The following is a 24,725-nucleotide window of genomic DNA, read 5'->3' as shown; positions in this document are numbered from 1 at the left end:
CAGTTTTTCATCCGCCGAACCCTTTCGCGAAGGCGTTTCCGCCGATCACGCGCCGGGCGAACATCAGGGCGATGAAGGAGGGGACCCAGAGCATGACGGAGAGAACCGCTCCGAACTGGATCACCATCTGGTTGTTGATGAAGCTGATCATCAGCACGGGCATCGTGCGAATGCCCGGCGCGCCGATCAGCCATGCGCCTTCCGTCTCGTAGAAGGTGCCGACAAAGGTCAGGAGCAGCGCTGCCGCGATGGTCGGCGCCGCCTGCGGGAGCGTAATCGACCAGAAGACACGGAGCGGACCGGCCCCAACGTCTCGGGCGGCCTCTTCCATGCGCCGGTCGACCGCCTGGAAAGCCGCAACCGGGATCCAGATCATGAACATCAGTGTGTTGACCAGCTGAATGAGGGCCACGCCCCAGAAGGTGCCGATCAGGTCGAGCTGCAGAAAGATGGCAGCGATCGCGACCAGCAGCCCGAATTTCGGAAAAGCGTGGCCGGCCAGGAACGAGAAGAACAGGATGTCCTTGCCCGGAAAGCGCATGCGGGCAAAGGCATAAGCCGCCGGCAGACAGATGACGGCGGAAGCAAGCGTCACCACCGCCGAAAGTGTGAGGCTGAGCCAGAGCGCATTCCACACGTCCGAGCGGTTGAGCGTCTGCTGCCAGAAGCGCAGCCCGAATTGCTGTGGCATGACGCTCGGATAACGCCAGACCTCGGTGAAGGCCCAGATGCCGACGACCAGCAGAGGCAGGATGACGACGACAGAAAGGATGAGCGCCAACAGGACGCCGATCCCATCGAAGGACCGCGGTTTCGCACGCGTGTCTTGCATGGCTCTCACCTCGCCTGATTTCTGGCGACCGAGCGCACGTAAAACAAGCCGAACACGATACAGAAGCCGAAGGTGATCACTGCCTGTGTGATCGCGCCGACGGGATCGTTAAGGTCGCGGAAGGTGCGCTGCATGAACGGGCCCATCATCTCCGGTGACGCAGGGCCGAGCAGATAGGGCAGCGTGAAGGCGGAGAAGATGCCAAGGACGGCGAAGGAAAGTGCAACGAGAATGGAATTGGTGATCTGCGGCAGGATGATATGCCGAAGCACCTGCAGCCTGCTGGCCCCGACATCGCGTGCGGCTTCGATCGCCATGTTACCGACCGATCCGAGACCCGAGAGCAGGATCAGCACCGTCAGCGGGATGTTGTCCCAGACGAGGCCGATCACCGGCCCCCAGGGCGTGAGGTAAGGGGTCCGCAGTTTGGGCAGGCCGGCGAAATTCAACAAAAGGTCCACCATGCCGTTCGGACCCAGGACGCGGATCAGGGCATAGGCGAGGATGATCGAGGGCACGAACATCGGCAGGATTGCCAGAGCCTGGACATAAGAGGCGACCGGACCCTTGGCGAAGCGCAGGTAGAGCGCGATCGGCAAGGACACGATGAGGAGCAAAACAGCACAGACAGCCGTGGTCCAGAGGGTCAGGCTGAGATTGTTGACGCTGTAGGCGTCGGAAAAGAAGAAGATGTAGCTCGACAGGTCGAAGCCTGACTCCCCCTCGGGCGAGGTCCGCCACACCGTGCGCAGGACGGCACTGATGATTGGCCAGATGACCAGCCATCCGACGAGCGAAACCGGCACGGCGACGAGCAGGAGGCCAATCAGCCCCCTGCCCGACTTCGTTCTGGAGATGCCAGACGTTGTCACGCCTGCACTCACGACTTCCGGTCGATGGTCGGCGCCACGTTGCGATACCAACCGTCATTGACCGCAACTTCCCAGGCACCCGACGGGAAGGTCGGGATGCTGCTCGGGATGATGTCTGCAAACTTCTCGCGCAGATCGGCAGACACGTGGTCCCAGCTGACACCCGGGAAGCCGCCGAGCTCGGACAGAATGGCACCCTGGATCTCTTCGGTCAGGATGAAATCGGCGAGCTTCAGCGCTGCATCCCGGTTCTTGCCATTGCTCAAGACGACGGCACGGGAGAAGTTGCCGCAAAGCGCCAGATCCTGAAGCTGCACGATACCGGTCGTTTCCGGCAGAACGCCCTGATCGATCGCCTGGAGAACCTGGTCGGACCAGACCGGGGTCATGGTGACCACGCCCTGCGCGAGCAACTGGATCGACTGGGTGTTGCCGGAGGAATAGGCGCCGTTGTCATAGAGCGACGGCGCGATATCCTTCAGCAGCTCCCAGGCCTTGCCCAGCGCTTCGTTGCCGAAGGCTTCGGTGTAGTTGTCGACGGTGAAGGCCTTGGGATCGAGGCCGTTCGCCTGATGAATGGCGCGGCGGACGAAGTTGCCGCCCGAACCGCCCTTGTCCGGACGATTGTAGACGAACTGGCCAGGATTTGCCTTGATCCAGGTGACCAGCGCATCCCAGGTCTTCGGCGCATCGGCGGCCGAAAGCTTGGTGGTGTCGTATGCCAGAAGAACCTGGCTGCCGCGATAGGGGAGCGAGTATTCGCTATCGATGGCAAGCGGATTGACCTTGGAATAGTTCGAAAGGCCGGCTTCCTTCATGTTCACGTAAAGGCCGGCTTCGATGGCCCCCTTCGGCAGACGCGGATCCGTGTGCTCGAAATAATCGGCCTGCGGATCGGTGTTGGTCTGCATCGCCGCCATGGCACGCTCGGCGATTGCCTGGATGCCTGCATTGTCGCCGGCGTCGACGAGGTTCAGCTTCACACCGGCATTGGCCGCCTCGAAAGCCGGCTTGACGCTGTTGGTCCAGAAATCGAGGACGTTGGCATCGGAGCCGGTGTACCAGTCGATCTGACCCTCGGCTGCGAAGGACAGCTTCGGGAGGATCATCATGCCGGCCACGGTGCCAGCGGTCGAAATGAGGAATGCGCGACGCTTCATCGTCTTCTCCCTAGATTGCCGCGCTCAGCGCCGGCTCGGTCAAACCCTGAGACATCCAATCACCAGCCTGATAGCTGGGCTTGCGTCTCTTCGGAATTCTGCGCCCGGGCATGCCCGCCGATCACGCCGGCCGCCTCCGGCCACACGACAGGACCCAAGATTGCACATGCGTGCAATCCTTTTGCCCGGACGGCAACTTCCTAACGGGCTTAGACGAAGGTTTGATGACATCGGCGCGATGCACACGCGTGCATTATCACTGACCAGAATGCGGACGGACCGAGCGTCTCCACACGGCGACCGGTTCAAAGACGGCCTCGCCGCGCCCGGCAAGATCCGGTCGCTCGCCGGAATCCGCCCGTTTGTCCAGATCTGTCAGCAGCGCAACGACATGGCCGGCTATCTTTTCCAGCGGTTGCTCGAATGTGGTCAAACGATATGCCTCCCAGGACGCCTGCTCGATATTGTCGAAGCCGATGACACAGAGATCCTCGGGTATGCGCAGGCCGAAGTCTGATCGCGCGCCGTCCATGAACCCCAAGGCCAGGAGATCGGTGACACAGAAGACGCCGTCAGGCGGGGCGGAACGGGCGAAGACCCGTTTGGCAATCTCGAGACCTGCGCGATAACTGGTGGCTTCCGCCTCTACCGTCAGCACCGAAAGCCCCTCTCGCTTGGCTGCCTCGACGAAACGCTGCTCACGCTCGACAAGGCTCGGCGTTCGCGCGGCAGAGGTCAGGATCCCGATCCGCGCACAGCCCGCCCGGCGCAACAGGAACAATGCCTCACGTGCCGCGGTCGCATTGTCGAGCCCGACATTGTCGCAGCCCTCGAGCCGATCGTCGCGATTGATCAGGATGACCTGCTGACCATTGGCGAGCGCGGTTCGGACGAGCGCAGTCGAAGGGGTGCCCGAGAGAACGACTGTCGCATCGGCCCGGTAATGCAGGGTGAGCTTCAGGGCTTGATTGACGTTCGCCTCGTCGCTCTCGGTGTTTAAGACCACCGTGATCTTGCCGGCCGCCTGAAGCTTGCGGGTCAGGTGATCGACCATCGCCGCCCGGACCGGCGTGGTCAGATCCGAGACGATCAGGCAGACGATGTTGCTCCGCTCGCGGAGTTGCCGGGCGAGATGATTGACGTGATATCCGAGCGCCTCTGCCGCCTCGATCACCTTGCGCCGCGTCTCTTCCGAGACGCTCGCGCCATCGGTAAAAGTCCGCGAGACCGCCGAACGAGACACGCCCGCGCGCTCCGCCACCATCTTGGCGCTCACAAAAACGGAAGAACTATTCCTGCGCATGGGGGGACATTAACAACAAGCGCGCCTCGCACTAAAAGTCACCGGAGCAGAGCCCCAGAAAAACGACAGACCATAGTCTATACCTCTATAGTGTGACGTGACTTCGGGTGTAGCGCAAATGAATGCAAGCACATGAGATGAAATGCGGATAAGCGTCATGGTGACATCTCGCTCGTTTCAACCTCTGATCTGAGGCGCATCCAAAGGCAGTCCAACGGGGGCGATCTCGACCCGTTATTGGCACCTTCATTGCCGCAGTATTGCCTAGGCGCCAGATACCGCGCGATCTTCGATGATCCTGCCGTCCTCCAGCGTGATGATGCGATCCGCGAGATCGAGGATGCGGGAGTCGTGGGTGACCATGACGGTCGTGGTACCACGCGTGCGGCCAAGATCCTTGAACAGGCGCACCGCCGCCATTCCGCTGACCTTGTCGAGCGCTGCGGTCGGCTCGTCGGCGAAGATAATGTCGGGGTTCGATACGAGAGCCCGCGCTATGGCCACACGCTGTTTCTGCCCGCCAGACAGGTTCGCCGGACGGTAGTCTAGCCGCTCGCCTAGCCCAAGGAGGCCCAGAAGGTGATCCGCCGCTTGGGCGTGCCTCTTGGGATCGCCCCGGCCATGGACCTGCAAACCCATCATCACGTTCTGCCGTGCCGTCAGGCTGTCATGCAAGTTATGAGCCTGGAAGATGAAGCCGAGGCGCCTGCGCATGTCGACGCGGGTGATTTCGTCCGATGCAAACAGCTCCTGGTCCAGAAGTCGGATGCTACCGGCATAAACCTCGCGCAGGCATCCCATGATGGTCAGGAGCGTGGTCTTGCCCGATCCCGACGGCCCCATGAGGATCGTCAGCGATCCGCGCCGGATCTCCAGGTTGATATCGAACAGGGCCTGTTTGCGGGCCTCGCCCTCGCCAAAGAAGTGCTCGAGACCTCTGACTGAAATGGCTGCGTCTGTCATGGGGCCTCAGAACAGGTCGGCCGGCTGGGCGGCGGCGAGTTTGCGCATGGCGAGAAGGCCGGACAGTGTGCAGGCCATGATCGTCCCGATGAAGACAGCGACGGCGCGCTCCGGCGTCATGAAGATTGGGATATTCGTCAGATAAGCCAGCGCCTCATAAAACAGGTGCGAAAACGCCAAGCCGGGCCAGAAGCCTATCGCGGCCAGTATGATCGCCTCCTCCAGGATGATCCCGACGAAAAACCCCTGGCGGAAGCCCATGGCCTTGAAGGTCGCGTATTCGCGGATGTGATCGGCAACATCTGAAGACAGCACCTGATAGGCAATTACGATGCCGACGACGACGCCGATGGCCACGCCAAAGGCGAAGATCAGGCCGGTCGGACGCTCTGTCATCTGGTAGCGGATCTCGTGTTCCATTGCGTCCGTGACCGCGCGGATCCGAACCGTGTCGGGCGGGTAGAGCTGCATCAACTCGGCGGCAACCCGTCCGGGATCTGCGCCCGGGGCAAGCGTCAGCAAAATATGGCTTGGCGTGGCGGAGCTCCGCTGTGGGAACAGATGGAAGAAGGTCTGATCGGAGACAAGGAAGACGCCATCGCCGCCGAAGCCGCCGCCGATCGACACGGTCCCGATCGCGCCGATCTGACGATTTTGCATCTCGAATGACACCGGTGCCTTCGGACTTGCCCCGGAAAAGCTGCGCATATCGACAAAGCGGGTCAGCCTATCGACAAGCGCCGTGTCGGACAGGGATAGGCTGACCAGGGGATCGACCAGCGCGTCGTCTACGAAGGAGCCGGCGTCCGGCGAGAGCCCGATGAACTGGATCGAGGATGACGCGTCATGACCCGAGATCCAGGTCGAGCGCCCCATGTAAACGGGCGTACCGCCTGTTACATCCGGGTGCACCTGTGCCTGGAACAGTCTTTGTCGCGCCAGTGTGGCCGCATCGGACAATGTCTCGGATTCGACAGGTGACATGATCAGAAGGTCGGGCTTGAAGAGCCGATAGGGAATGGCCACTGATTCCGCCATGGATCCGGCGAGACCGAGCTGGACGAAGACAAGCACATTGGCAAAGGCAACCCCGGCCAAAGCAGCCATCAACCGGCCCGGGTGATGCATGAGCTGAAGATACCCGATGGGGAGCCGACCAAGAAGGCTTGAGAGCAAACCCGTCATGGTCCACCTCCCTCTTCAGGCGTGTCGGACGCGACGGCAATCCGGGCAACGACCTCGAGGTTGACGTAAGACGCAGCACGGAGACTTGAAGCCTCGTCGAGAGAGACCGTGACCAGAAGCACGCGCGCATCGGTATTCGCCGCCGGATCGTCCGCTGTTACGCTCTGCCGCCCGACCAGCGTGCCGATGCGCGAGACCGTTCCTGTCAATTGTTCGTCGCCAAGCACGCCGGAGACGAGCGACACGGACTGACCGACCGCGACCCTCGGAACCATGGTCTGGAACACTTCGAGTTCAGCCTCCATTCGCGCCGTGTCACCCATCCGCAAAAGCCCGTCTGCAGGCGGCCGTTCTCCGGCGCGCGCCGATACCTCGATAATGGCCCCATCCTGCGGCGCCAGAACTCGGGCCCTGTCGAGGTCGCGGCGCGCCTGTTCAACGGCGGCTTCTGCCGCAGCGAGATCCGCGGTCGCTACGGCGATATCGACCTGCTGGTCATCCGGCCCGGGCTCATAACGGGTCATCGACGCCCGCAGTCGGTCGAGATCGGCGCGAGCTGTGTCGGCGGACCGTTCTGCCTCCTCGAGGGTCGCCTGGGTCGAGACGCCTGTGCCCAACAGGGAAGTCACGCGGGTCAACTCGCGCTCGGTCCTCGCAAGCGAAGCCTCTGCTCCCCTAACCTGCGCACGAAGCTCGGCTTCAGCCGCCGCGACCTGAACCTTGACCTGGGAAAGTGCTGCACGCCGGATCGCAAGTGAGCTTTCCGCGCTGGTCAGAGCAGATTCAAACAGCACGAGACTGTCGAGCACGGCCAATACATCGCCTTTGGCCACGACATCGCCGTCGTCGACCAGGATACGGTCGATGCGCGCGTCGCCGGCCCCTTGCGGAAGTGCCACAGAGACGATCCCTCCGGCCGGCTGAAGACGACCGAGAGAGACAACGTCACCGGTTGCCATCGCCGCGACGCGCTCGGGGGAAGGCACGCGCTCAACGGGGAGCGCGATGGGCTGCCGAGCACCGGCGCCAGGCTCGAGCTTCGTCCAATCGAAGACAGCGCGTATCGCAGGTCCCTGAAAGTAGAGACCAATGACGCCACCGATCAGGAGAAGCGATGCGGCGATCAGCCCGTTCAGCGCCCAACTCGACTTCTTCCGCTGGGTGATCTTCGACGAAGACCGATCCTTGCCATTGTCGGCCAGTGGCAAGGTGTTGGAGACGGTCGCGTCTTCCGGGGAGTGAATGCTGGAACTCATCGCGCCAGCGCTTGCAATTCTTGCTGCGTCACCACGCCGTTGCCATCGGCGTCGATCCGGTTGAAGGCCATGTCCTGGCGACCAAACTTCACGATCTGGCCAGCCCTACCCAGGTTGTCTTGTGCATTGAGCGAAAGAAGAGAGTGAAACTCCGAGCGGGTCAGAGCCTTGTCGCCATCGGCATCTGCCTGGACAAAGTTTTCAGCCAGTTTCTGTCTGTCGGCATCAGAGATTGTCTGTGCCTGAACGCCGGACAGCGGCAGGGCAACGCAAGCGGCACAAACCAACCGTGCCAATACATCAGGTTTCATGTCCCTGTTTCTCCTCATCAGATGAATTTCGGTGTGTCGTGTCTGGCGCGCCCATTCCGACGGACAGAGTGAGGGCCGTGACCGTCGTTCCAGCCAAGGTGTTCTCACTCCGCCGACAGGCTGTCCCGCAGGTGCCCCGGTGATGGAGGCGACTGACGCCTCAACGGCTGAAGGTGCGGGTTCCGGTCGCAGTACCACCCGCCGGGCCAGTGCGCGTCATGTTGCAACTGCGGTCATTGGCGCTGCAGTTGCGGACGCGGGAAGCTGAATTGCCGAAGCGCCCAGTGGTCTCACGGGTTGCGCTGCATTCACCACCTGAGCAATTACGGGTCTGGCTCGTCGTTCCACCATAAATTCCCGTCGCCGTGCGTGTCCCCGTGCAGTTGCCATCAACGCATGTCGCGCTTCGACCATAGGTCTCAACCCGTGGTGCGACGGGAGCATAGGGACGGTAGTAGGATGTCCAGGACCGGTACCACGGCTGCGCCACGTAATGGGTGTTCCAGTAGGTGCGGTCATAGGTCACCACGGTCACACCGACGGTGGGAGCGACTGCGGCGGATAAGACGACGGGGCCGCCTTTGTAGACCACCTGAATATAGCTTGCAGACACCCAGCCCCGATACTGGCCGAATGCAACATCGCACCATGCATAATCAGCAACGCAACCATGGGTGACGATGCGCGCGCCCTGGGGCAATACTGTCACCACCGGATAGCTTGTTGCCGGTCCGGCGCGCAGGTTGACGTTTGCCGTCGATACAGCAACGGTTGACGCCGAGGCGACCGTTGCCCCGCCCATCACCAAGGCTAAAATCACGAAAATCTTCTTAAGCATAGTTTTTGCTCCATCTCCGACGATGGAACTTTTTCGTCTCGTGATCAGCCGTTTGCAGGAGCTGAATGTCACAGGCGTTACGGATTTTGGGCGAGATGTGACAAGGTGTTTCAAAGGGCCCCGTCCGTCATGTTTTGACATAACTCAATCTTGCGTTACGTCTCGGATACGTGACACGATCAGTGCCATGAACGGCAAATCAGACAGAGTGATCGTCGTGGACGACGACGCTGAACTCCGTGCGCTGCTGCGCCGGTTCCTGACGGAGCATGGCTTCGAGACCCGCGCTGTCGACGGCGGTAGCGCGCTTGACAGGGAGCTGTCGCGGAACCCGGCGGATGTCATCGTCCTCGACCTCATGATGCCAGGCGAAGACGGGCTTGCCATCTGCAGGCGGCTTCGAGCAGCCGGCGATCTGACGCCTATCGTAATGCTCACAGCACGGGGGGATCCGATCGATCGGATTGTCGGCCTCGAAACCGGCGCCGACGACTACCTGCCCAAACCGTTTGAACCGCGCGAACTGGTGGCACGTCTTGCAGCCGTGCTCCGCCGCACGCGGGGCATGCGGGCTGTGGCCGCAGATGAGGTCATGACGATCGGTTCCCTGGAGATCAATCTCTCGACCCGAACGGTGAAACGCGAAGGCGCGTCGTTGAAGCTTTCCAGCCGTGAATTCGCCCTGCTGGAGGCCCTATTGCAAAGTCGCGGACGCCCGCTGAGCCGGGCTCAACTGATCGAACGTGCGCTTGGACGCGATGCGGAGGTCACGGACCGCGCGGTCGATGTTCACGTCGCGCGGCTACGGCGCGCGATCGGCGACCGGGCCGACGCGCCCGAATTGATCAAGACGGTTTGGGGTGTGGGCTACGTGTTGGTGTCCGACGGTGCTTGACTCTCTTCTGAAGCAGAACATCGCGGTTCTTGCCGCAGCCATCGTCGGCGCACTTCTTGTGTCGCTCCTTCTGATCGCCGGATACGTGATACGGCCCCAGATCGAACGCTCGGCAGCCGATACAGCTCAGACGATGCGAAATCTCCAGCTTTCTTTGACACAGATGGACCCGTTCCAGCAGATACTATTCACCGAGGCGCTGCGTGCGGACGAGGAGCCCGACACGGTACTGACCGAAGCTGAGCCTGACGAAGCAGGCGGACCGCACAGTTGGTTCACAATATACTTCCTGCGAATTCTGTCTGAGCAATACGGGATTACGGGCCCCGATGTCCTTGTTGATCGTCAGGCGCGGGTTTGGGTTCGTCTCGTCACAGCGGATCAAACCTTCTGGTTGACCGTCAGGACATTGCCTGCGACCGACCCACTGGTCGGCGTGCTCCTGGCATCCGCGGTCGCATTGTTTGCCTCTCTCGCCGGCGGGATCACACTGCAACGAAAGATCGCTCGACCGCTAAAGCATCTGGAGGATGCGGTCGGTGTTATGTCCGGGCCATCCTATACTTATGAGAACGCCATCCATAGTCCGCGGGAAATCGCTGCGGTCTCCGGCGCACTTAAAGATATGTCGCATCGGTTACAAACGGCAGAGGCTGACCGCGCGCTGATGCTGGCTGGGGTCAGTCACGATTTGCGGACTCCGCTGACCAAGCTGCGCCTGTCTCTTGCCATGATGAAGAATGCCGATCCCGATCTCGTTGCTGGGGCAGAGCGCAACGTCATCCGGATCGAAACCATGCTACGTCAATTCCTCGACTTCGCCCGTGGGTTCGAGGTGGAAGAGCTGCGGGCAGTTCCATTGCGACAGCTTCTGGCGCAAGCAGTCGAGGCGAGCGATCAGCCGGAAGCTATCGCGCTCGATGCACCGACCAACGACCTGGCCTGGGTTCGGGAAGCAGCCCTTCTCAGAGCTGTCGAGAACCTTCTGACCAATGCACTCCGATACGGAAAATCCCCGATCAGCCTAAGCGCACGCACTGATGGGGAATATCTGCTGATCGAGGTGCGGGATTCAGGGCCTGGCATTTCACCTGGAGAAGCACGAAACCTGATGCGCCCGTTTGCGCGAGGTGATGTTGCCCGCGGTGGAGAAGGCACGGGCCTCGGATTGGCTATCGTCGACCACGTGGCAAAAGCCCACGGCGGAGCCCTCGAATTCGAACGAGCGGATGGGACCTTCACGGTCCGTCTGCGTGTCCCTCAACCCGAGTGAACCTGAGGGACCATAGGCTCGTTTCTCGCGTGCAACGTTCCGCAAGGACGGAGCTTAACGATTCAGGATGCATGTCTCCTTTGGACGAGTACGGAGCATGGGACTCTTTCGCGAAGGGTAGATCGGGAGCTAGCGCTCTCAAGCGTGGCCCGGAAGCTACGTCCGCTTCCGAACACACAATCTGGATACCTCTGTGTCTGATATGACGGCGCAAAGCTCCCACGCGAACATGCCCGCCTCACCCTCGGCTCGGCTTTCCGAGCGGAAATAATTGCCGCTCTCCCGCTATGTTGACGTCGGCCCAAAGCTAGGGCACAAAGATGGCACCCAAGGTCGCTCGCGGCAGGAAAACAGAGGAAACTCAACGGCGAATTTGTTAAGCCTTTGAAATCTTGCGAGAATCCAGGGCCTCCAGGCGGGCCATTTTAGGTCGATTTCCGCGCAAATTCGGCGACTATTTCTCACAGAGAAAAGCGACGCCTTCTCAACAAGTTGAGCAACTTCGGCTGCTGTTGTTCAGGCCATCCGTCGACCTGAAATGGGTCTCGCTAAAAATTGGCTGGGGCCCGGTAGCAGGTTTTACTCCTGTTCTGCCATCCTGTATCCCACGCCCGGTTCGGTGCGCACGATGCGAGGATGTGTCGGGTCGCGTTCGATCTTCTGGCGGAGCTGGCCGATGAAGACGCGCAGGTAGTGGAGGTCGTCTCCATGGGCGGGGCCCCAGACGGATGTGAGCAGGGTACGGTGGGTGACGACGCGGCCGGCGTGGCGGGCGAGCAGCAGGAGCAGGTCGTATTCCTTCGGCGTCAGATGCACCGGGTCACCGGCCCGCGAGACCAGACGCTTGATCGGGTCGATGGTCAGGCCGTCGATTTCCGTCACCGTCGGAATGGCGTCGCGGCGGCCGCGATGGCGGAGGGCGGTGCGGATGCGGGCGGTCAATTCGCCGATGCCGAACGGCTTTTCCACGTAATCGTCCGCGCCCAAATCAAGGGCGGCGATCTTCTCGCTCTCGCGGTCCCGCGCGGAGAGAATGAGGATCGGAATGTCCGACCAGCCCCTGAGGCTCGCAATGACCTCCTTGCCGTCCATGTCCGGCAGGCCAAGATCGAGGATGACGAGATCGGGCGCCTGGGTGGCGACGGCCTTCAAGGCTTCGGCTCCCGTCATCGCTTCGACGACCTCGTAGCCGGCGGCGGTCAGCGAGGGTTTCAGGAACCGCTGGATCTGCGGCTCGTCGTCGACGACCAGGATGCGGGACTGGTTCATCGGGCACCGACCTTGTCTTCGCTGTGGGCGGGAAACCGCATGACGATGCGTGTGCCTTTCTTCTTCAGCGCCGGGCTCTCGGCATGGATGCGTCCGCCCATCGCCTCGACGAAGCCGCGGGCGATGGAAAGCCCGAGCCCCGTGCCCGGTGAGCGACCGTCCGGTTTTCCCCTGCGATAGAATTTTTCGAAGATGCGGTCGAGATCTTCGGGCGGAATGCCCTTGCCATGGTCGGTGACCGAGATCAGCACATCCTTGCCGTCGCGGCGGGCATAGACATTGACCGGCTCTTCGCCGCCGTATTTCACGGCATTGTCGAGGAGGTTGAACAGCACCTGGGCGATGAGCACGCTGTCGCCGCGGATCAGCGGCAGATCGGCGGCAATGCCGGTTTCGATGCTTCGACCGGGCGCGTGTTTGCGGGTGCGCTCGACGGCGGATTGGACCACGTCGGCGATATCCACCCAGTCCTGCTTGGGCTTCAGGGTCCCCGCTTCGATGCGGGTCATGTCAAGAAGATTGGCGACGAAGCGGCTCATGCGGCCGCTTTCCTCCTCGATCGACTGCAGAAGGTCGTCGCGGTTTTCCGGCGTCATGCGTTCACCGAGTTCGCGCAAGCCCGTGACGGCGCCGGTGATCGTGGCGAGCGGCGTGCGCAGATCATGCGAAATGGAGGAGAGCAGCGCTTCACGATAGCGTTCGCCCTCCAGCCGCGCGGCCTGTTCGACCGTCTCGTCGGCAAGGCGTGCGCGGTCGAGGGCGATCGCCGTCTGGTCGAGAATGGCGGTCAGCGAGCGCTCGGCATTGAGGTCCAGCCGCTCGCCGGAATGCTCGATGCCGCAGACACCGACGATGCCGTGGGGCCCGAGCAGCGGGCGAAACTCGAAGCGGCTGTTTGGCAGTGTCCCGGTGCCGTGGCCGGCCGGTTCCCGCTTGTCATGGGTCCAGCGCGCCGCCGTCAGGTCGGTGACGTCGAGTTCGGTATCAGGCGGCCAGGCGGCGGCGACCGCGAGATCGCCCTTGCGCGGCAGGAGCAGCACCACCCTGCGCTTGAGGCTCGCCTGCAGCTGTGAAACCGCAAGCCAGATCGCGTCCTCGCCCTTGGCGGTGCTCGCGAGCTTGCGGGAGAAGTCATAGAGCGACTGCAGCGCGGTTGCCCTGTAACGGGCCACCTCCGCCTGCTCGCGGATGCGCGAGGCGAAGCCGCCCGCAATCATAGCAACGGCGAGGAAGATGAAGAGGGCAAAGACCTCGTGCGGCGCTGCGATCGTGAAGGTGTGGATCGGGTCGATGAAGAAGAAGTTGTAGGCGAGCGCCGAAAGGGCTGCGGCCAGAAATGCCGCCGCATAGCCGCCGACGACAGACGCGCCGAGCACGGCCAGCAGGAAGAGCAGCGAGATGTTCGGCAAATCGACGAAGAGGTCGATGCCTTTCCCAATCAGGGCAGTCAGGGTGACGAAGCCGAGCGCCGAGAGCGCCGACTGCCTCAGGGACGAGGCTTTCGGCATGTTGAAGGGCGCGCGGCGGGTCTCATTGGCGGTGCCGTCCGGGGTCACGATGTGGATGCCAAGGCCGGACGCGCTGCGTGAGAGAGCATCCGGCAGAGAGCGGCTGACGAGCTTTTGCCAAGGGTTCCGCTTGCGGGTGCCGATCACGATCTGGGTCACATGCTCGCGTCGAGCGAGCTTCAGGATCTCCTCGACAAAGTCATTGCCGATGATACGTCGCGTTTCAGCACCGAGTTGTTCGGCAAGGCGAAAGAGGGTTTCGATGCGCTGCAGGCGCTCGGGTGTCTCGACCTCCCGGTCGGCCCGCTCGATCGAAACGACGAGCCAGGGCGCATTGAGCCCGGAGGCGAGCCGGCTCGCCACCCGCACGACCTTTTCCGAGAGGGCGTCCGATCCGACACAGACCAGGAGCCGCTCGCCCGTCGCCCAGGGGCCGTCAATCGCGTTCTGCTTCAGATAATCGACCATCTGGTCGTCGACGCGATCCGCAGTGCGGCGCAGCGCCAGTTCGCGAAGCGCCGTCAGATTGCCGAGACGGAAGAAGCGGTCAACGGCGCGGCTCGCGCTTTCGGGCAGGTAGACCTTGCCCTCCTTCAGCCGTTCGATGAGTTCCGAGGGCGAGAGGTCGACGAGCAGCACGTCGTCGGCCCGTTTCAGCACCACGTCGGGCACGCGCTCGCGCACCGTCACCCCCGTGATCTGCGCGACCAGATCGGCGAGGCTTTCGAGATGCTGGATGTTGAGTGCCGTCCAGACGTCGATGCCGGCCGCGATCAGCTCCTCGATGTCCTGGTACCGCTTGGGATGGCGGCTATGCTCCGGATTGGTGTGGGCGAGCTCATCGACGATGACGATGCGAGGGCGCCGCTCGAGCGCCGCATCGAGATCGAACTCCTCCAGCATGCGTCCGCGATGGGCCACCCGCCGGCGGGGCATGATCTCCAGCCCCTCCAGCAGTGCCGCCGTCTCGCTTCGCCCGTGGGTTTCGACCAGCCCCACCACGACATCGAGCCCGTCCGCCTTGAGGCGTCGGGCACGCGACAGCATGGCATAGGTCTTGCCGACCCCTGGAGCTGCGCCCAGGAAGACGGTCAGCTTGCCCCGGCGGTCTTTCTCCGCCAGGGCAAGCAGGGCATCGGGATCGGGACGTCTTTCGTCCCTGCGGTCGTCGTCCGCCATCAAGTTCTCATTTGTTCAGGGCATCAAGCGCCAGATTGAGCTCTAGCACATTGACCCTTGCTTCGCCGATAACGCCGAAGTCCGGCTTTTCGATCAACCGACCAACCAGATCGGCGACCTCCGTGGGCGGGAGCCCCCTCGCCTGCGCGACACGATCAACCTGCGCCTCGGCAAAGGCGGGCGAGACATGCGGGTCGAGGCCGGAGCCCGAGGTTGTGACGGCATCGCCGGGGACGGGTGCCACAAGCCCGGTTGCCTTCAGTCGATCGATGTCGGCGACCACCCGATCCTTGAGCTTGACCGAGGTCGTGCCGAGGTTCGAGCCGGACGAGGCTGAAGCGTTGTAGGGGTCCGGGCCGGTTGCCGAAGGACGCGGCCAGAAATAGCGGTCCGAGGTGAAGTTTTGCCCGATCAGGGCCGAGCCGATGATCTGGCCGTCGCGTTCGATGAGGCTGCCGTTGGCGTTTGCGGGCATCACCGCCTGGGCAATGCCGTTAATTGCCAGCGGATAGGCCAGGCCGGTCAGCAGGGTCATGATGACGACGAGGGTGAGTGCGGGTCTGAGATGGTTGAGCATGATTACACCAGATGAAGAGCGCTGACGGCGATATCGATGACCTTGATCCCGGCGAAGGGAAGGATCAGGCCGCCGACGCCGTAGACGAGCAGGTTGCGGCGCAGGAGTGCTGCCGCGCCGGAGGGGCGGTAGGCGACGCCCTTCAAGGCGAGCGGGATCAGGACGACGATGATCAGCGCGTTGAAAATGACGGCGGACAGGATGGCGGATTGCGGTGACGCCAGCCCCATGATGTTGAGGGCCTCAAGCGCCGGATAGGTGGCGACGAACAGCGCCGGGATGATGGCGAAGTATTTGGCCACGTCATTGGCGATCGAAAACGTCGTCAGCGAGCCTCGCGTCATCAGCAGCTGCTTGCCGATCTCGACGATCTCGATGAGCTTCGTTGGGCTTGAATCGAGGTCGACCATGTTGGCGGCTTCGCGGGCGGCCTGGGTGCCGGTCTGCATGGCGACCCCGACATCGGCCTGGGCAAGGGCCGGCGCATCATTCGTGCCGTCGCCGCACATGGCAATCAGCCGGCCGCCCTGCTGCTCGCGCCTGATATAGGCGAGCTTGTCTTCCGGGGTGGCCTGGGCGAGGAAATCATCGACGCCGGCTTCCGAAGCGATGGCGGCTGCTGTCACCGGATTGTCGCCGGTGACCATGACCGTGCGGATGCCCATGGCGCGCAGCGCCGCAAAGCGTTCCTTGATGCCTGGTTTCACCACGTCCTTGAGGTGGATGACGCCGAGCAGGCGGTTGCCGTCAGCAACGCCGAGCGGCGTGCCACCGGTACGAGCGACCTGATCGACGGCGCGGCGAAATTCGGTCGGGGCATCCTGATCGGTCAGACCGGCGAACTTCAGCACCGCATCAACGGCCCCCTTGCGCAGGCGACGCTGACCGATGTCGACACCGGAGAGGCGCGTTTCGGCGGTGAAGCCGATGACGGCGTCGAACTCGGCCTTCGGCATGGGCACGCCAAATTCCCCTGTCGCCAGCGCCACGACCGAGCGTCCTTCCGGCGTTTCGTCCGACAACGAGGCGATGAGGGCCGCTTCCGCGAGTTCTGCCGGGGTGACGCCTGGCGCAGCCAGAAAGTCGCTGGCCATGCGGTTGCCGAAGGTGATCGTGCCCGTCTTGTCGAGGAGCAACGTATCCACATCGCCGGCGGCTTCAACGGCGCGGCCGGAGGTGGCGATGACGTTGAAGCGGACAAGGCGGTCCATGCCGGCGATGCCGATGGCCGAGAGAAGACCGCCGATCGTGGTCGGGATCAGGGTCACCAGCAGGGCCGCCAGCACCGTGACCGAGAGTACCGTGCCGGAATAGCCGGCGAGGCCCCAGATCGCGAAGCAGACGAAGAGGAAGATCAAGGTCAGGCCCGACAGCAGGATCGACAGCGCGATCTCGTTCGGCGTCTTCTGGCGCTGGGCGCCTTCGATCAGCGCGATCATGCGATCGACGAAGGAGGAGCCGGGCTGGACCGTGATCCTGATCTTGATCTCGTCCGACAGCACCTGCGTGCCGCCCGTAACCGCCGAACGGTCGCCACCGGATTCGCGGATCACGGGGGCGGATTCGCCGGTGATGGCGCTTTCGTTGACCGAGGCGACACCCTCGATCACCTCGCCGTCGCCGGGGATGAGTTCACCGGCCGCGACCAGCACGACGTCGCCGACCTTGAGGCTGGAGGCCGGGATGGTTTCGATCTCACCGCCTGCGCCGAGCCTTCGGGCGACAAGCTCTGACTTGGTCTTCTTCAGGCTGTCAGCCTGGGCGCGGCCCCGGCCCTCGGCTACGGCTTCGGCGAAGGTGGCGAAGAGCACGGTAAACCAGAGCCAGGCGGCGATCTGGCCGGAGAAGCCCGCGCCGCCGGACTGGCTTACGAGATCGCGGATGAAGAGGATCGTCACGACGACGGCGACGATCTCGGTCACGAAGATGACCGGGTTGCGCAACAGCTTGCGGGGATCGAGCTTGACGACTGCATCGCGCATCGCCGGAAGCAGGATTGCAGGGTCGAGAAGACCGGAGGCTTTTTGGTCTTTTGACATGATGGGTCCTTTAGAAGGTCTGGCCGGCGAGCATGGCGAAGTGTTCGACGATTGGGCCGAGCACCAGCGCGGGCAGAAACTGCAGGCCGCCGAGAATGAGGATGATGCCGATCAGCAAGCCGACGAAGAGCGGGCCGTCTGTCGGGAAGGTGCCTTCGGAGGCCGGCGATTTCACCTTGGCGGCGAGCGATCCGGCGATCGCCATCACCGGCACGATATAGGCGAAGCGGCCGAGCAGCATCGCGATCCCGAGCGTCGTGTTGTACCAGAGCGTATTGCCAGTAAGGCCGCCGAAGGCCGAGCCGTTGTTGCCGGTGGCCGACGTGTAGGCATAGAGGATTTCCGACAGTCCGTGAGGGCCAGCGGTGCCGACGCTTGCCACAGCGAAGGGGAGCATGGCGGAAACCGAGGTGAAGCCGAGGATCACCAGCGGCAGGATGAGCACGGCGAGCATGGCGAACTTCATCTCGCGACCCTCGATCTTCTTGCCGAGGAATTCCGGCGTGCGGCCGACCATGAGGCCGGCGACGAAGACCGACAGGATTGCGAAGACCAGCATGCCGTAGAGACCGGAGCCCACGCCGCCCGGCAGCACTTCACCGAGTTGCATCAGGAACATCGGGACAAGACCGCCGAGGCCGGTGAGCGAGCCGTGCATGCCGTTGACGCCACCGTCCGATAGGCCCGTCGTGACAGCCGCATAGAGCGCGGTCATCGCTTGGCCGAAGCGGACTTCCTTCCCTTCCATGTTGCCCAGGGCCGGATCGACGCCAATGGCCGTCAGGATGGTGTTGCCTTGGGCTTCGGCCCAATAGCTCACGGCCACGCCTGCGATAAGCAGGACCGCCATGGCCGAGATGAGCGCCCAGCCCTGCCGGCGGTTTCCGACCATCTGGCCGAAAGTGTAGACAAGCGACGCCGAGATCGAGAGCATGGCGAAGATGTTGAGGTAGTTCGACCAGGCCGTCGGGTTTTCGAAAGGATGGGCGGCATTGACGTTGAAGAAGCCGCCGCCATTGGTGCCGAGCTGCTTGATCGCTTCCTGCGATGCGACGGGGCCGAGCGAAATGACCTGATTGGCGCCTTCGAGCGTCGTGGCGGTCACGGAACCCTGGAGCGTCTGCGGCAGACCGAGTGCGACGAAGGCAAGCGCGACGACGATCGCCATCGGCAGGAGCACGTAGAGGGTTGCTCTGGTCACATCGACCCAGAAATTGCCGAGCGTCGCAACCTTCGAGCGGGCAAGCGCGCGGGTGACGGCAACGGCAAGCGCCATGCCGGTGGCAGCGGACAGGAAATTCTGCACCGTCAGCCCCGCCATCTGGCTGAAATGGCTGAGCGTGGTCTCGCCGCCATAGTTCTGCCAGTTGGTGTTCGTGACGAAGGAGACGGCCGTGTTGAAGGCGAGATCCGACGGCATGCCGGCAAAGCCCTGCGGATTGAGCGGCAGATAGGCCTGCAGCCGCAGCATGGCATAGAGCGCCAGGAAGCCGGCGAGCGAAAAGGCGAGCATGGCAAGCGTGTAGCCGAGCCAGCTCTGCTCTTTCTTAGGGGTGACGCCGCTCACGCGGTAAAGGTCATGCTCGACGCGGCTGAGAATGGGCGAAAGAAAGGTCCGCTCACCGGAAAACACCCGGGCCATGTAGAGACCGAGTGGCTTGATGGCGATGAGAACGGCAAGGAAGAGAAGGCTGATCTGCAGCCATCCGACTGATGTCATGGAACTGCTCCAGATCAGAAACGCTCGGGACGCAAAAGCGTCACGACGAGATAAGCGCCGAGGGCCAGCGCGACGAAGAGGCCGAAGAGAGGTTCAAGCATCTGCAACCCTCCCTCAAAGCCGGTCGAGCGCGCGGGCGTAAACCGCCAGCACGAGAAGCGTGCTGGCGCCGAGCGCGATGAAGATGAAGTCGGACATATCCCGTGTCTCCTGTTGCTACACGGACAGGATTAAGGGCACCCCGCGTCAGGCTTCGATTGGGAAGAGCGGCGGGCGGAATAAAGAAAAGATAAGGATGCCCGTCAGGGGCTGGCGGAAGCGCAGAGATTCCGCTCCGGACCGTAATTCCCTGTTGATCCTGGCTCCCTCTTCCCAAGCCACTATCGGCCCCCGCAGCGCCGTTCAGGTTCCTGTCAGCTTTCCGGGTCAGTGCATCGGATCTCTTTGATCCATGCATGAAAGGAAGCGGGCTTGTTCAAGACGCTTCTGAGCTTCAGGCCGCGGATGCGCAGCGAATGGCTGAGCATCCGACTTCGATACCTGCACGCCGGAGACCATCACCAACGCCTATGACAATGCCCTGCTCTATACCGACCACATTCTGTCAGAAGTGATCGATAAACTCGGTCCCCATGGCGACCGGCTGGACACGGCGATGATCTACATGTCGGACCATGGGGAATCGCTGGGTGAAAACGGTCTCTGCCTCCACGGGGCGCCCTACATGTTTGCACCGACTGAGCAGACCCATGTGCCCTTCGTTCTCTGGGTATCGCCGGGCCTCCGGCAATCGTCAGGGATCGACACCTCCTGCCTCGCGGCCAATGCAGAGGCAGCCCATTCGCATGACAACCTATTTCACAGCGTTCTCGGCCTGATGCAGGTGAAAACGCAGGTCCTCGATCCCGCGCTAGATATCTTCGCCGCCTGCCGCACGGGAGCTCACTCATGACCCATCAGACTGAACAGGCGCCGAAGCAGGCCGGAATTTCCCATCTGTTCTCCGCAGCCGGCTATTCGGCCGGCGGCCTGACACGACTGACGAGACGGCCCATGGCCGCATCACGGTCACCAACGCCGTCCCGGTCCCGCTCGATCCCGATGTGAATGTCTACCGAACCCGTTTCAAACGCGGCCAGACCAGCAAACCGGGTTCCGGCCTCGGCCTTGCCATCGTCGACAGGCTCATGGCGCAGATGAACGGCGCGATGAATCTTCGGAGCGTCATACTCGAAGACGGGGGCAACGGCTTCGAGTGTGAGCTTTCGTTTCCGCAGATGAGGTAGTGCGCGAGCACTGGTAGATCGCCGTCAAGCATGCGGTCGGTGTTCCACCGTTCGCGAAGCCGCCAAGTCAGATGACCTACTTGATATCTCAGCGTATCGACCCCGCCTGGACACTCCGGCCGTCAACGACCTTGTCCACATCACTTTCTGGTCGAGGACGCGGGCAGTTGCGCTCGGCACTTGCGTTGCGGGTCTGCGGCCATACATGGTTGTCGGGCATAAAAGTCGCAGTGGCTGTGAGAGCTTCGCGGCTCTGGAGGGACCATCACATGAGTGCAGACCTGACAGAGACGGCAGCCGACCAGGGCGCGGATGCAGACTATGATGCGGTGCCCGTCGGGCTGTGCGTGATCAGCCGCGAGCTCAAATTTCTGCGCGTCAATGAAACGATGGCTCAATTCAACGGTTACCCTGTGGACGATCACATGGGACGCACTGTCTCCGACGTCATCCCAGAGTTTGTACCCGCGGCCCGCCAGCTGATGGATCAAATTGTGCATACCGGCGAGCCAGTTGGTCCCTTCGAAGTATCGGGTGAGACCTCTGCCGCCCCAGGCGAGGAGCGTTTCTGGATGGAGTTCTGGTCGCCGGTCACCAACGAACACGGCGAGGTTGTCGCAGCCAATGTCGCGGCCGTGGAGATCACGGAGCGCAAGCGGCTCGAGCGCGAGAAAGATCTGGCGCTTGCGGAAACCAGACGGCGCCTGGCGCAGCAGACGGCGATTGCGGAAACCGGCCAGCTGGCATTCCAGGAGGTGGACTTCCAGACCATCCTCGACAAGGCCGTCGCCGTGGCCGCAGAGGCGCTCGACCTGCCGCTGACCAAGATCCTGGCATTCGCCGATTCCGCCGAGCACCTGACTCTGGTCGCCGGCATCGGCTGGCAGGCGGGACTGGTCGGCTCGGCCGCGGTCGGCATCGAACGCGCCTCCCAGGCAGGCTATACCCTGCAGTCGAACGGCATCGTGATCGTCGAGAATCTCGCGACAGAGACGCGGTTTTCGGGCCCCACTCTCCTGCACGAGCACGGAGTGGTCAGCGGCATGAGCGTGACGATCGCCGGCTCGGATGGTCGGCCCTACGGCGTCTTCGGCGTTCACTCGACCGAGCCGCGCCTGTTCGACCAGGGCGATGCGAGCTTCCTGATCTCGCTTGCGGCCATCATCTCCAATGCCGTGCGCCGGGAGCGAGCCAAGGCGCAAAGCACGCTTCTGATCCGCGAGATGGCGCATCGCGCCGGCAACATGCTTCAACTCGTCAGCTCGATTGCGGCGCAGACCTTTCGCCATTCCGCCGATCCCGACACGGCTCGTGAGGCTTTCAATCACAGGCTCTCGTCGCTGGCGCGCGCCAATCATGCCATTGCCCAGCAGGGCTGGTCCGATACGCGCTTCAAGACACTCGCCGAGGAGACGCTCTCGCCCTTCGCCGAGAAGATCGAGATGAAGGGCAATGATGTCCTTCTGCCGCCGGAGCTCAGCTTCGATCTCGGCCTCGTTCTCAGCGAACTCTCCACGAACTCGATCAAGTATGGCAGCCTTGGCCTCGACGACGGCGTCGTGACGCTGGAATGGCGGACGGTCGAAGCGGAAAACAGATCGCGCTTCGAAGCGGAATGGATGGATCCAATGTCTTCCGGTCAGGCACCCGCCACCGACAAGGCCTCCGGTTTCGGCTCGAAGCTCATCCATCAGCTTGTCGACCGGAAATGGCAGGGCACGATCACCGTCGAGCAGGGTGATCAATATCGGATGCGGCTCAGCATCCCCCTGCCGCACGCCTCAGAGGGATCGTCCGGCGCCTTCGCCAGCTGAAAGCCGGCCGGTATCGCCTCCAAGACGCAGAATCTCTCCTTATCGGCCGATCACAACAGTGGCAGGTGGGGCCGGAAAGCCCCGCCGGCCCTCATTTCGCCCCGTTCTTAAGAACTTGGTAAGAATTCATTCCTGTCGGAGGTCTTCATGGCGCTTGGCGCATCGCATCGCTTGCAAGACGGCGTCCTGGCCGTCGAAACCATGACGCGCTTTGCGCTCGCCGTTCTGGCTCTCGCTTCCGGCGTCTATACCTATCTCGGCGTGCGCAGCCTGCTCGACGGCTCGGCGACGGCGGTCTTCTTCGCCGCGATCATCTACTCGGCCTCCGTGTCGGTGGCGATCTACGCCTTCTGGTCCTACATGGCGCGTTTCTATCCGCATGTGACGGGTGCCGCCGCCCGTGGCGCGATGATCGGCGTCATGGCACTCGGCTGCGCCATGATCATTGCCATGTCCAGCTGGCTGAATGCGGCGGCGCTTGCAGGATCGGCGGCGCTTGAACAGCATCTCGCCGAGACAGTCGAAGACTATACCGCCGACCTCGACCAGGCGCATCAGAATGCGCTTGCGGCGCAGAGCCTGCTGCCCGACATCCAGCGGACGTCGGAGCGGTTTGCGCGGCTTGCCGAAGACGAACGCCAGAACGGGGCGCTGACCGGCACGACCGGTTCGGGCAGCGTGGTGCAGCTGCTGTCGCAGATGTCGGCGCAGCTCAACGAGCTGGAAACCGGGATCACCGCCTCGCGAGAACGGGTCACCACCCTCTTCGACCAGGGACGCAGCCATCTCGAAACCATGCGCAAGCTGGTTTCCGCCCCCGGCGCGATCGCACCGCGCAGCGATGATTTCTCGGCCGAGGTCGTGGCGCTTTCGGGCGTCATCACCTCGCTGGAGCAGACGTCGATCGCCCCTTCGGTCAAGCGCGCCGCGGAAGACCTTTCCCTCGGCTTCATTGCGCCTGTTGCCGATGGTCGGGGTGCCGATCTCGTCAACCGACAGGATCAGGTGATGGAGACGATCCGCGCCTCGGTCTCCGCCCAGTCGCAGGTGCTGTCACAGGCGGCCGACGACATCCTTGCGCGGGAGCCGGTTGCCGATCGCCGCTTCGTGCCCCTGTCTTCCGCAGAGGCCGTGCTGCGCTATGCCGCCGACTTCATTCCGGCCTGGGCGGGGGCGATCTCGATCGACCTGTTGCCGGCGGTCCTCGTCTTCATCCTCGCCGTCGTCCATGGGGCGATCCGGCGGCAGGAGGAGCGGATGCCCTTTGCCCAGCGGATCACGGCCGCCGAGCTTCTGGAGGCGCTCGAGGTTCACCGCGCGCTGGGCCGGCAGGGGATCGATGTCGAACAGGCCGTGAAATCTGCCGAAAACGAAGAGGAGCTGGCGCGGACGGATTCCAACATCACCAGCCTCGACATGTCGGCCAAGGCGCCGCGCAAGGGGCCGCCCGCGTGAGGCCATCGTCGCTCTTCCCACGCATGAAGCATGCGTTTTTGACAGCCGATGATGGCTTGCTGATGCGTGGAGCCTTCTTCGGCCTCCTGGCGGCAGCGGGTGCTTTCCTCTTCGTCGACCTGCGCGAATTGCAGCTGGCCAATGAAGCCCTGCCCGGCCACGACCCGATGACCACCGATGCCCCGGTGCTGCCGCCGGCGCTGACAGACGGCGACCCTCAGGGGCCGCCGGTCGAACCCGGAACGCCGCAGGAGGTGCTGCGCCAGCCGATGCGGTTCGAGCTTCTGTCAGGTGGCGTGCTGAAGGCCGAGGGATCGATCGATCTGGGCGCTGCCGACCGCTTTGCCGAAGAGATCGCCGCCCGCGGCGAATATGTGAAGGCGGTCTCGCTCAATTCACCGGGTGGCTCGGTCGAGGATGCGCTGGCGATGTCCAAGCTGATCCGCGAAAAAGGGCTCAACACCGAGGTGGCGACGAAAGCTCTCTGTGCCTCTTCCTGCCCTCTGGTGTTTGCCGGCGGCGTTGCCCGCGAGGCGGAGAAGGACGCCATTCTCGGCGTGCATCAGGTTTTCAACGCCGGCCAGGACCGACCTTCGCCGGAACAGGCCATGTCCGGGGCCCAGAGCACGACAGCGCGCATTGCGCGGCATCTGGACGAGATGGGGATCGGCAACGGTCTCTGGATCAATGCGCTCGAAACGCCGCCCGACCGGCTCTACTACCTCACGCCGGAAGAGATGGCGGAATACAAGCTGGTGACGGCGCCGGTGGCGGCGGCACAGCAGACGGACTGATCATCTCAGTGTCTGCCGTTCTGCAAGCCTTGCCGGTCATCGCTTGCGAGCATCATCGATACCGCTGCATGAAGCGGGTATCGATCCGGTGCTTCCATCGCGCCACCCAGCGGCCAAGCACAGCCAGACCCCATTTGTCGGCGATCGCCCTGTCGTCGGTGAGAGAGATTAGCACCAGCCAGGACCGCTGTGGTCT

22 protein-coding genes and 1 pseudogene are annotated in these 24,725 nt (G+C 62.9%); 8 read left to right on the top strand and 15 right to left on the bottom strand.

Annotated features, from left to right (window positions below; genetic code table 11):
* Window positions 1-7 precede the first annotated feature (7 nt).
* The 9 genes from FAA86_RS22355 to FAA86_RS22315 form a co-directional block, all read right to left on the bottom strand.
* The gene (locus FAA86_RS22355; RefSeq protein WP_136543282.1) at window positions 8-832 is read right to left on the bottom strand and encodes an ABC transporter permease; all 825 of its coding nucleotides are present in this window, start codon (window positions 830-832) and stop codon (window positions 8-10) included.
* Window positions 833-837: 5 nt separating this feature from the next.
* Complete coding sequence (locus FAA86_RS22350; RefSeq protein WP_246035169.1) at window positions 838-1,704, bottom strand: ABC transporter permease; 867 nt, start codon at window positions 1,702-1,704, stop codon at window positions 838-840.
* Window positions 1,705-1,712: 8 nt separating this feature from the next.
* On the bottom strand, window positions 1,713-2,864 hold the full coding sequence (locus FAA86_RS22345; protein WP_136543278.1) for an extracellular solute-binding protein: 1,152 nt from the start codon (window positions 2,862-2,864) through the stop codon (window positions 1,713-1,715).
* Window positions 2,865-3,120: 256 nt separating this feature from the next.
* Window positions 3,121-4,167, bottom strand: coding sequence for a LacI family DNA-binding transcriptional regulator (locus tag FAA86_RS22340; RefSeq protein WP_210310009.1), 1,047 nt, complete (start codon window positions 4,165-4,167; stop codon window positions 3,121-3,123).
* Window positions 4,168-4,431: 264 nt separating this feature from the next.
* On the bottom strand, window positions 4,432-5,130 hold the full coding sequence (locus tag FAA86_RS22335) for an ATP-binding cassette domain-containing protein (RefSeq protein WP_136543276.1): 699 nt from the start codon (window positions 5,128-5,130) through the stop codon (window positions 4,432-4,434).
* Window positions 5,131-5,136: 6 nt separating this feature from the next.
* Window positions 5,137-6,315, bottom strand: a complete 1,179-nt coding sequence (locus FAA86_RS22330; RefSeq protein ID WP_136543274.1) for an FtsX-like permease family protein — start codon at window positions 6,313-6,315, stop codon at window positions 5,137-5,139.
* Entirely contained in the window at window positions 6,312-7,571 is a 1,260-nt protein-coding gene (locus FAA86_RS22325; RefSeq protein WP_136543265.1) for an HlyD family efflux transporter periplasmic adaptor subunit, read from the bottom strand. The genes FAA86_RS22330 and FAA86_RS22325 overlap by 4 nt, the downstream gene beginning before the upstream one ends.
* The gene (locus FAA86_RS22320; protein WP_167495074.1) at window positions 7,568-7,882 is read right to left on the bottom strand and encodes an EF-hand domain-containing protein; all 315 of its coding nucleotides are present in this window, start codon (window positions 7,880-7,882) and stop codon (window positions 7,568-7,570) included. Before FAA86_RS22320 ends, FAA86_RS22325 begins: the two co-directional genes overlap by 4 nt.
* Before the next feature lie 160 nt (window positions 7,883-8,042).
* On the bottom strand, window positions 8,043-8,720 hold the full coding sequence (locus tag FAA86_RS22315) for an SH3 domain-containing protein (RefSeq protein WP_136543261.1): 678 nt from the start codon (window positions 8,718-8,720) through the stop codon (window positions 8,043-8,045).
* 187 nt (window positions 8,721-8,907) lie between these two features.
* On the opposite strand from FAA86_RS22315, the gene FAA86_RS22310 reads away from it, so the two are divergent.
* Both FAA86_RS22310 and FAA86_RS22305 read left to right on the top strand, forming a co-directional pair.
* Window positions 8,908-9,615, top strand: a complete 708-nt coding sequence (locus tag FAA86_RS22310) for a response regulator (RefSeq protein ID WP_136543259.1) — start codon at window positions 8,908-8,910, stop codon at window positions 9,613-9,615.
* Window positions 9,608-10,888 (top strand): ATP-binding protein, encoded by a 1,281-nt coding sequence (locus FAA86_RS22305; protein ID WP_136543257.1) that lies wholly within the window; start codon window positions 9,608-9,610, stop codon window positions 10,886-10,888. Before FAA86_RS22310 ends, FAA86_RS22305 begins: the two co-directional genes overlap by 8 nt.
* Before the next feature lie 579 nt (window positions 10,889-11,467).
* Here FAA86_RS22305 and FAA86_RS22300 read toward each other — a convergent pair.
* From FAA86_RS22300 to kdpF, 6 genes are read right to left on the bottom strand one after another with little or no spacing between them, the layout of a single operon-like run.
* Window positions 11,468-12,157, bottom strand: coding sequence for a response regulator (locus FAA86_RS22300; RefSeq protein WP_136543255.1), 690 nt, complete (start codon window positions 12,155-12,157; stop codon window positions 11,468-11,470).
* Entirely contained in the window at window positions 12,154-14,844 is a 2,691-nt protein-coding gene (locus FAA86_RS22295; RefSeq protein WP_136543253.1) for a sensor histidine kinase, read from the bottom strand. Before FAA86_RS22295 ends, FAA86_RS22300 begins: the two co-directional genes overlap by 4 nt.
* A gap of 7 nt (window positions 14,845-14,851) precedes the next feature.
* The gene (gene kdpC / locus FAA86_RS22290) at window positions 14,852-15,421 is read right to left on the bottom strand and encodes a potassium-transporting ATPase subunit KdpC (RefSeq protein WP_136543251.1); all 570 of its coding nucleotides are present in this window, start codon (window positions 15,419-15,421) and stop codon (window positions 14,852-14,854) included.
* A 2-nt stretch (window positions 15,422-15,423) separates the two neighbouring features.
* Window positions 15,424-17,460, bottom strand: a complete 2,037-nt coding sequence (gene kdpB / locus FAA86_RS22285) for a potassium-transporting ATPase subunit KdpB (protein WP_136543249.1) — start codon at window positions 17,458-17,460, stop codon at window positions 15,424-15,426.
* A 10-nt stretch (window positions 17,461-17,470) separates the two neighbouring features.
* On the bottom strand, window positions 17,471-19,180 hold the full coding sequence (gene kdpA, locus FAA86_RS22280; protein WP_136543247.1) for a potassium-transporting ATPase subunit KdpA: 1,710 nt from the start codon (window positions 19,178-19,180) through the stop codon (window positions 17,471-17,473).
* Between the two features lie 14 nt (window positions 19,181-19,194).
* Complete coding sequence (gene kdpF, locus FAA86_RS22275; RefSeq protein WP_063832233.1) at window positions 19,195-19,281, bottom strand: K(+)-transporting ATPase subunit F; 87 nt, start codon at window positions 19,279-19,281, stop codon at window positions 19,195-19,197.
* 425 nt (window positions 19,282-19,706) lie between these two features.
* Here kdpF and FAA86_RS22265 point away from each other — a divergent pair.
* From FAA86_RS22265 to FAA86_RS22245, 6 genes and pseudogenes are all read left to right on the top strand, one after another.
* Window positions 19,707-20,132, top strand: a pseudogene (locus tag FAA86_RS22265) (sulfatase-like hydrolase/transferase); the annotation flags it as partial.
* Window positions 20,129-20,287 carry a hypothetical protein gene (locus FAA86_RS24735; protein WP_167495073.1) on the top strand — a complete coding sequence of 53 codons (159 nt, stop codon included), beginning with the start codon at window positions 20,129-20,131 and terminating at the stop codon, window positions 20,285-20,287. The pseudogene FAA86_RS22265 and the gene FAA86_RS24735, both read left to right, overlap by 4 nt.
* Window positions 20,284-20,466 (top strand): hypothetical protein, encoded by a 183-nt coding sequence (locus tag FAA86_RS25180; protein ID WP_342774147.1) that lies wholly within the window; start codon window positions 20,284-20,286, stop codon window positions 20,464-20,466. The genes FAA86_RS24735 and FAA86_RS25180 overlap by 4 nt, the downstream gene beginning before the upstream one ends.
* A 269-nt stretch (window positions 20,467-20,735) precedes the next feature.
* On the top strand, window positions 20,736-22,280 hold the full coding sequence (locus tag FAA86_RS22255) for an HWE histidine kinase domain-containing protein (protein WP_167495072.1): 1,545 nt from the start codon (window positions 20,736-20,738) through the stop codon (window positions 22,278-22,280).
* Window positions 22,281-22,427: 147 nt separating this feature from the next.
* Complete coding sequence (locus FAA86_RS22250; RefSeq protein ID WP_136543243.1) at window positions 22,428-23,735, top strand: hypothetical protein; 1,308 nt, start codon at window positions 22,428-22,430, stop codon at window positions 23,733-23,735.
* 23 nt (window positions 23,736-23,758) lie between these two features.
* Window positions 23,759-24,529, top strand: a complete 771-nt coding sequence (locus tag FAA86_RS22245) for a COG3904 family protein (protein ID WP_136543300.1) — start codon at window positions 23,759-23,761, stop codon at window positions 24,527-24,529.
* Window positions 24,530-24,725 lie beyond the last annotated feature (196 nt).

It is taken from the genome of Rhizobium rosettiformans W3 (assembly GCF_004912135.1).
Lineage (GTDB): Bacteria > Pseudomonadota > Alphaproteobacteria > Rhizobiales > Rhizobiaceae > Allorhizobium > Allorhizobium rosettiformans.
Note: the sequence above shows the minus strand (reverse complement) of the source record. Positions and strands in the feature narration are given on the sequence as shown.

Coding starts and splice junctions, on each gene's coding strand:
- FAA86_RS22335 (WP_136543276.1), bottom strand. CDS start 5,130: ATGACAGACGCAGCCATTTCAGTCAGAGGTCTCGAGCACTTCTTTGGC.
- kdpF (WP_063832233.1), bottom strand. CDS start 19,281: ATGCTTGAACCTCTCTTCGGCCTCTTCGTCGCGCTGGCCCTCGGCGCT.
- kdpA (WP_136543247.1), bottom strand. CDS start 19,180: ATGACATCAGTCGGATGGCTGCAGATCAGCCTTCTCTTCCTTGCCGTT.
- kdpC (WP_136543251.1), bottom strand. CDS start 15,421: ATGCTCAACCATCTCAGACCCGCACTCACCCTCGTCGTCATCATGACC.
- FAA86_RS22300 (WP_136543255.1), bottom strand. CDS start 12,157: ATGAACCAGTCCCGCATCCTGGTCGTCGACGACGAGCCGCAGATCCAG.
- FAA86_RS22320 (WP_167495074.1), bottom strand. CDS start 7,882: ATGAAACCTGATGTATTGGCACGGTTGGTTTGTGCCGCTTGCGTTGCC.
- FAA86_RS22345 (WP_136543278.1), bottom strand. CDS start 2,864: ATGAAGCGTCGCGCATTCCTCATTTCGACCGCTGGCACCGTGGCCGGC.
- FAA86_RS22250 (WP_136543243.1), top strand. CDS start 22,428: ATGGCGCTTGGCGCATCGCATCGCTTGCAAGACGGCGTCCTGGCCGTC.
- FAA86_RS22255 (WP_167495072.1), top strand. CDS start 20,736: ATGAGTGCAGACCTGACAGAGACGGCAGCCGACCAGGGCGCGGATGCA.
- FAA86_RS22295 (WP_136543253.1), bottom strand. CDS start 14,844: ATGGCGGACGACGACCGCAGGGACGAAAGACGTCCCGATCCCGATGCC.
- FAA86_RS22245 (WP_136543300.1), top strand. CDS start 23,759: ATGAAGCATGCGTTTTTGACAGCCGATGATGGCTTGCTGATGCGTGGA.
- kdpB (WP_136543249.1), bottom strand. CDS start 17,460: ATGTCAAAAGACCAAAAAGCCTCCGGTCTTCTCGACCCTGCAATCCTG.
- FAA86_RS22355 (WP_136543282.1), bottom strand. CDS start 832: ATGCAAGACACGCGTGCGAAACCGCGGTCCTTCGATGGGATCGGCGTC.
- FAA86_RS22310 (WP_136543259.1), top strand. CDS start 8,908: ATGAACGGCAAATCAGACAGAGTGATCGTCGTGGACGACGACGCTGAA.
- FAA86_RS22315 (WP_136543261.1), bottom strand. CDS start 8,720: ATGCTTAAGAAGATTTTCGTGATTTTAGCCTTGGTGATGGGCGGGGCA.
- FAA86_RS22340 (WP_210310009.1), bottom strand. CDS start 4,167: ATGCGCAGGAATAGTTCTTCCGTTTTTGTGAGCGCCAAGATGGTGGCG.
- FAA86_RS22330 (WP_136543274.1), bottom strand. CDS start 6,315: ATGACGGGTTTGCTCTCAAGCCTTCTTGGTCGGCTCCCCATCGGGTAT.
- FAA86_RS24735 (WP_167495073.1), top strand. CDS start 20,129: ATGACCCATCAGACTGAACAGGCGCCGAAGCAGGCCGGAATTTCCCAT.
- FAA86_RS22325 (WP_136543265.1), bottom strand. CDS start 7,571: ATGAGTTCCAGCATTCACTCCCCGGAAGACGCGACCGTCTCCAACACC.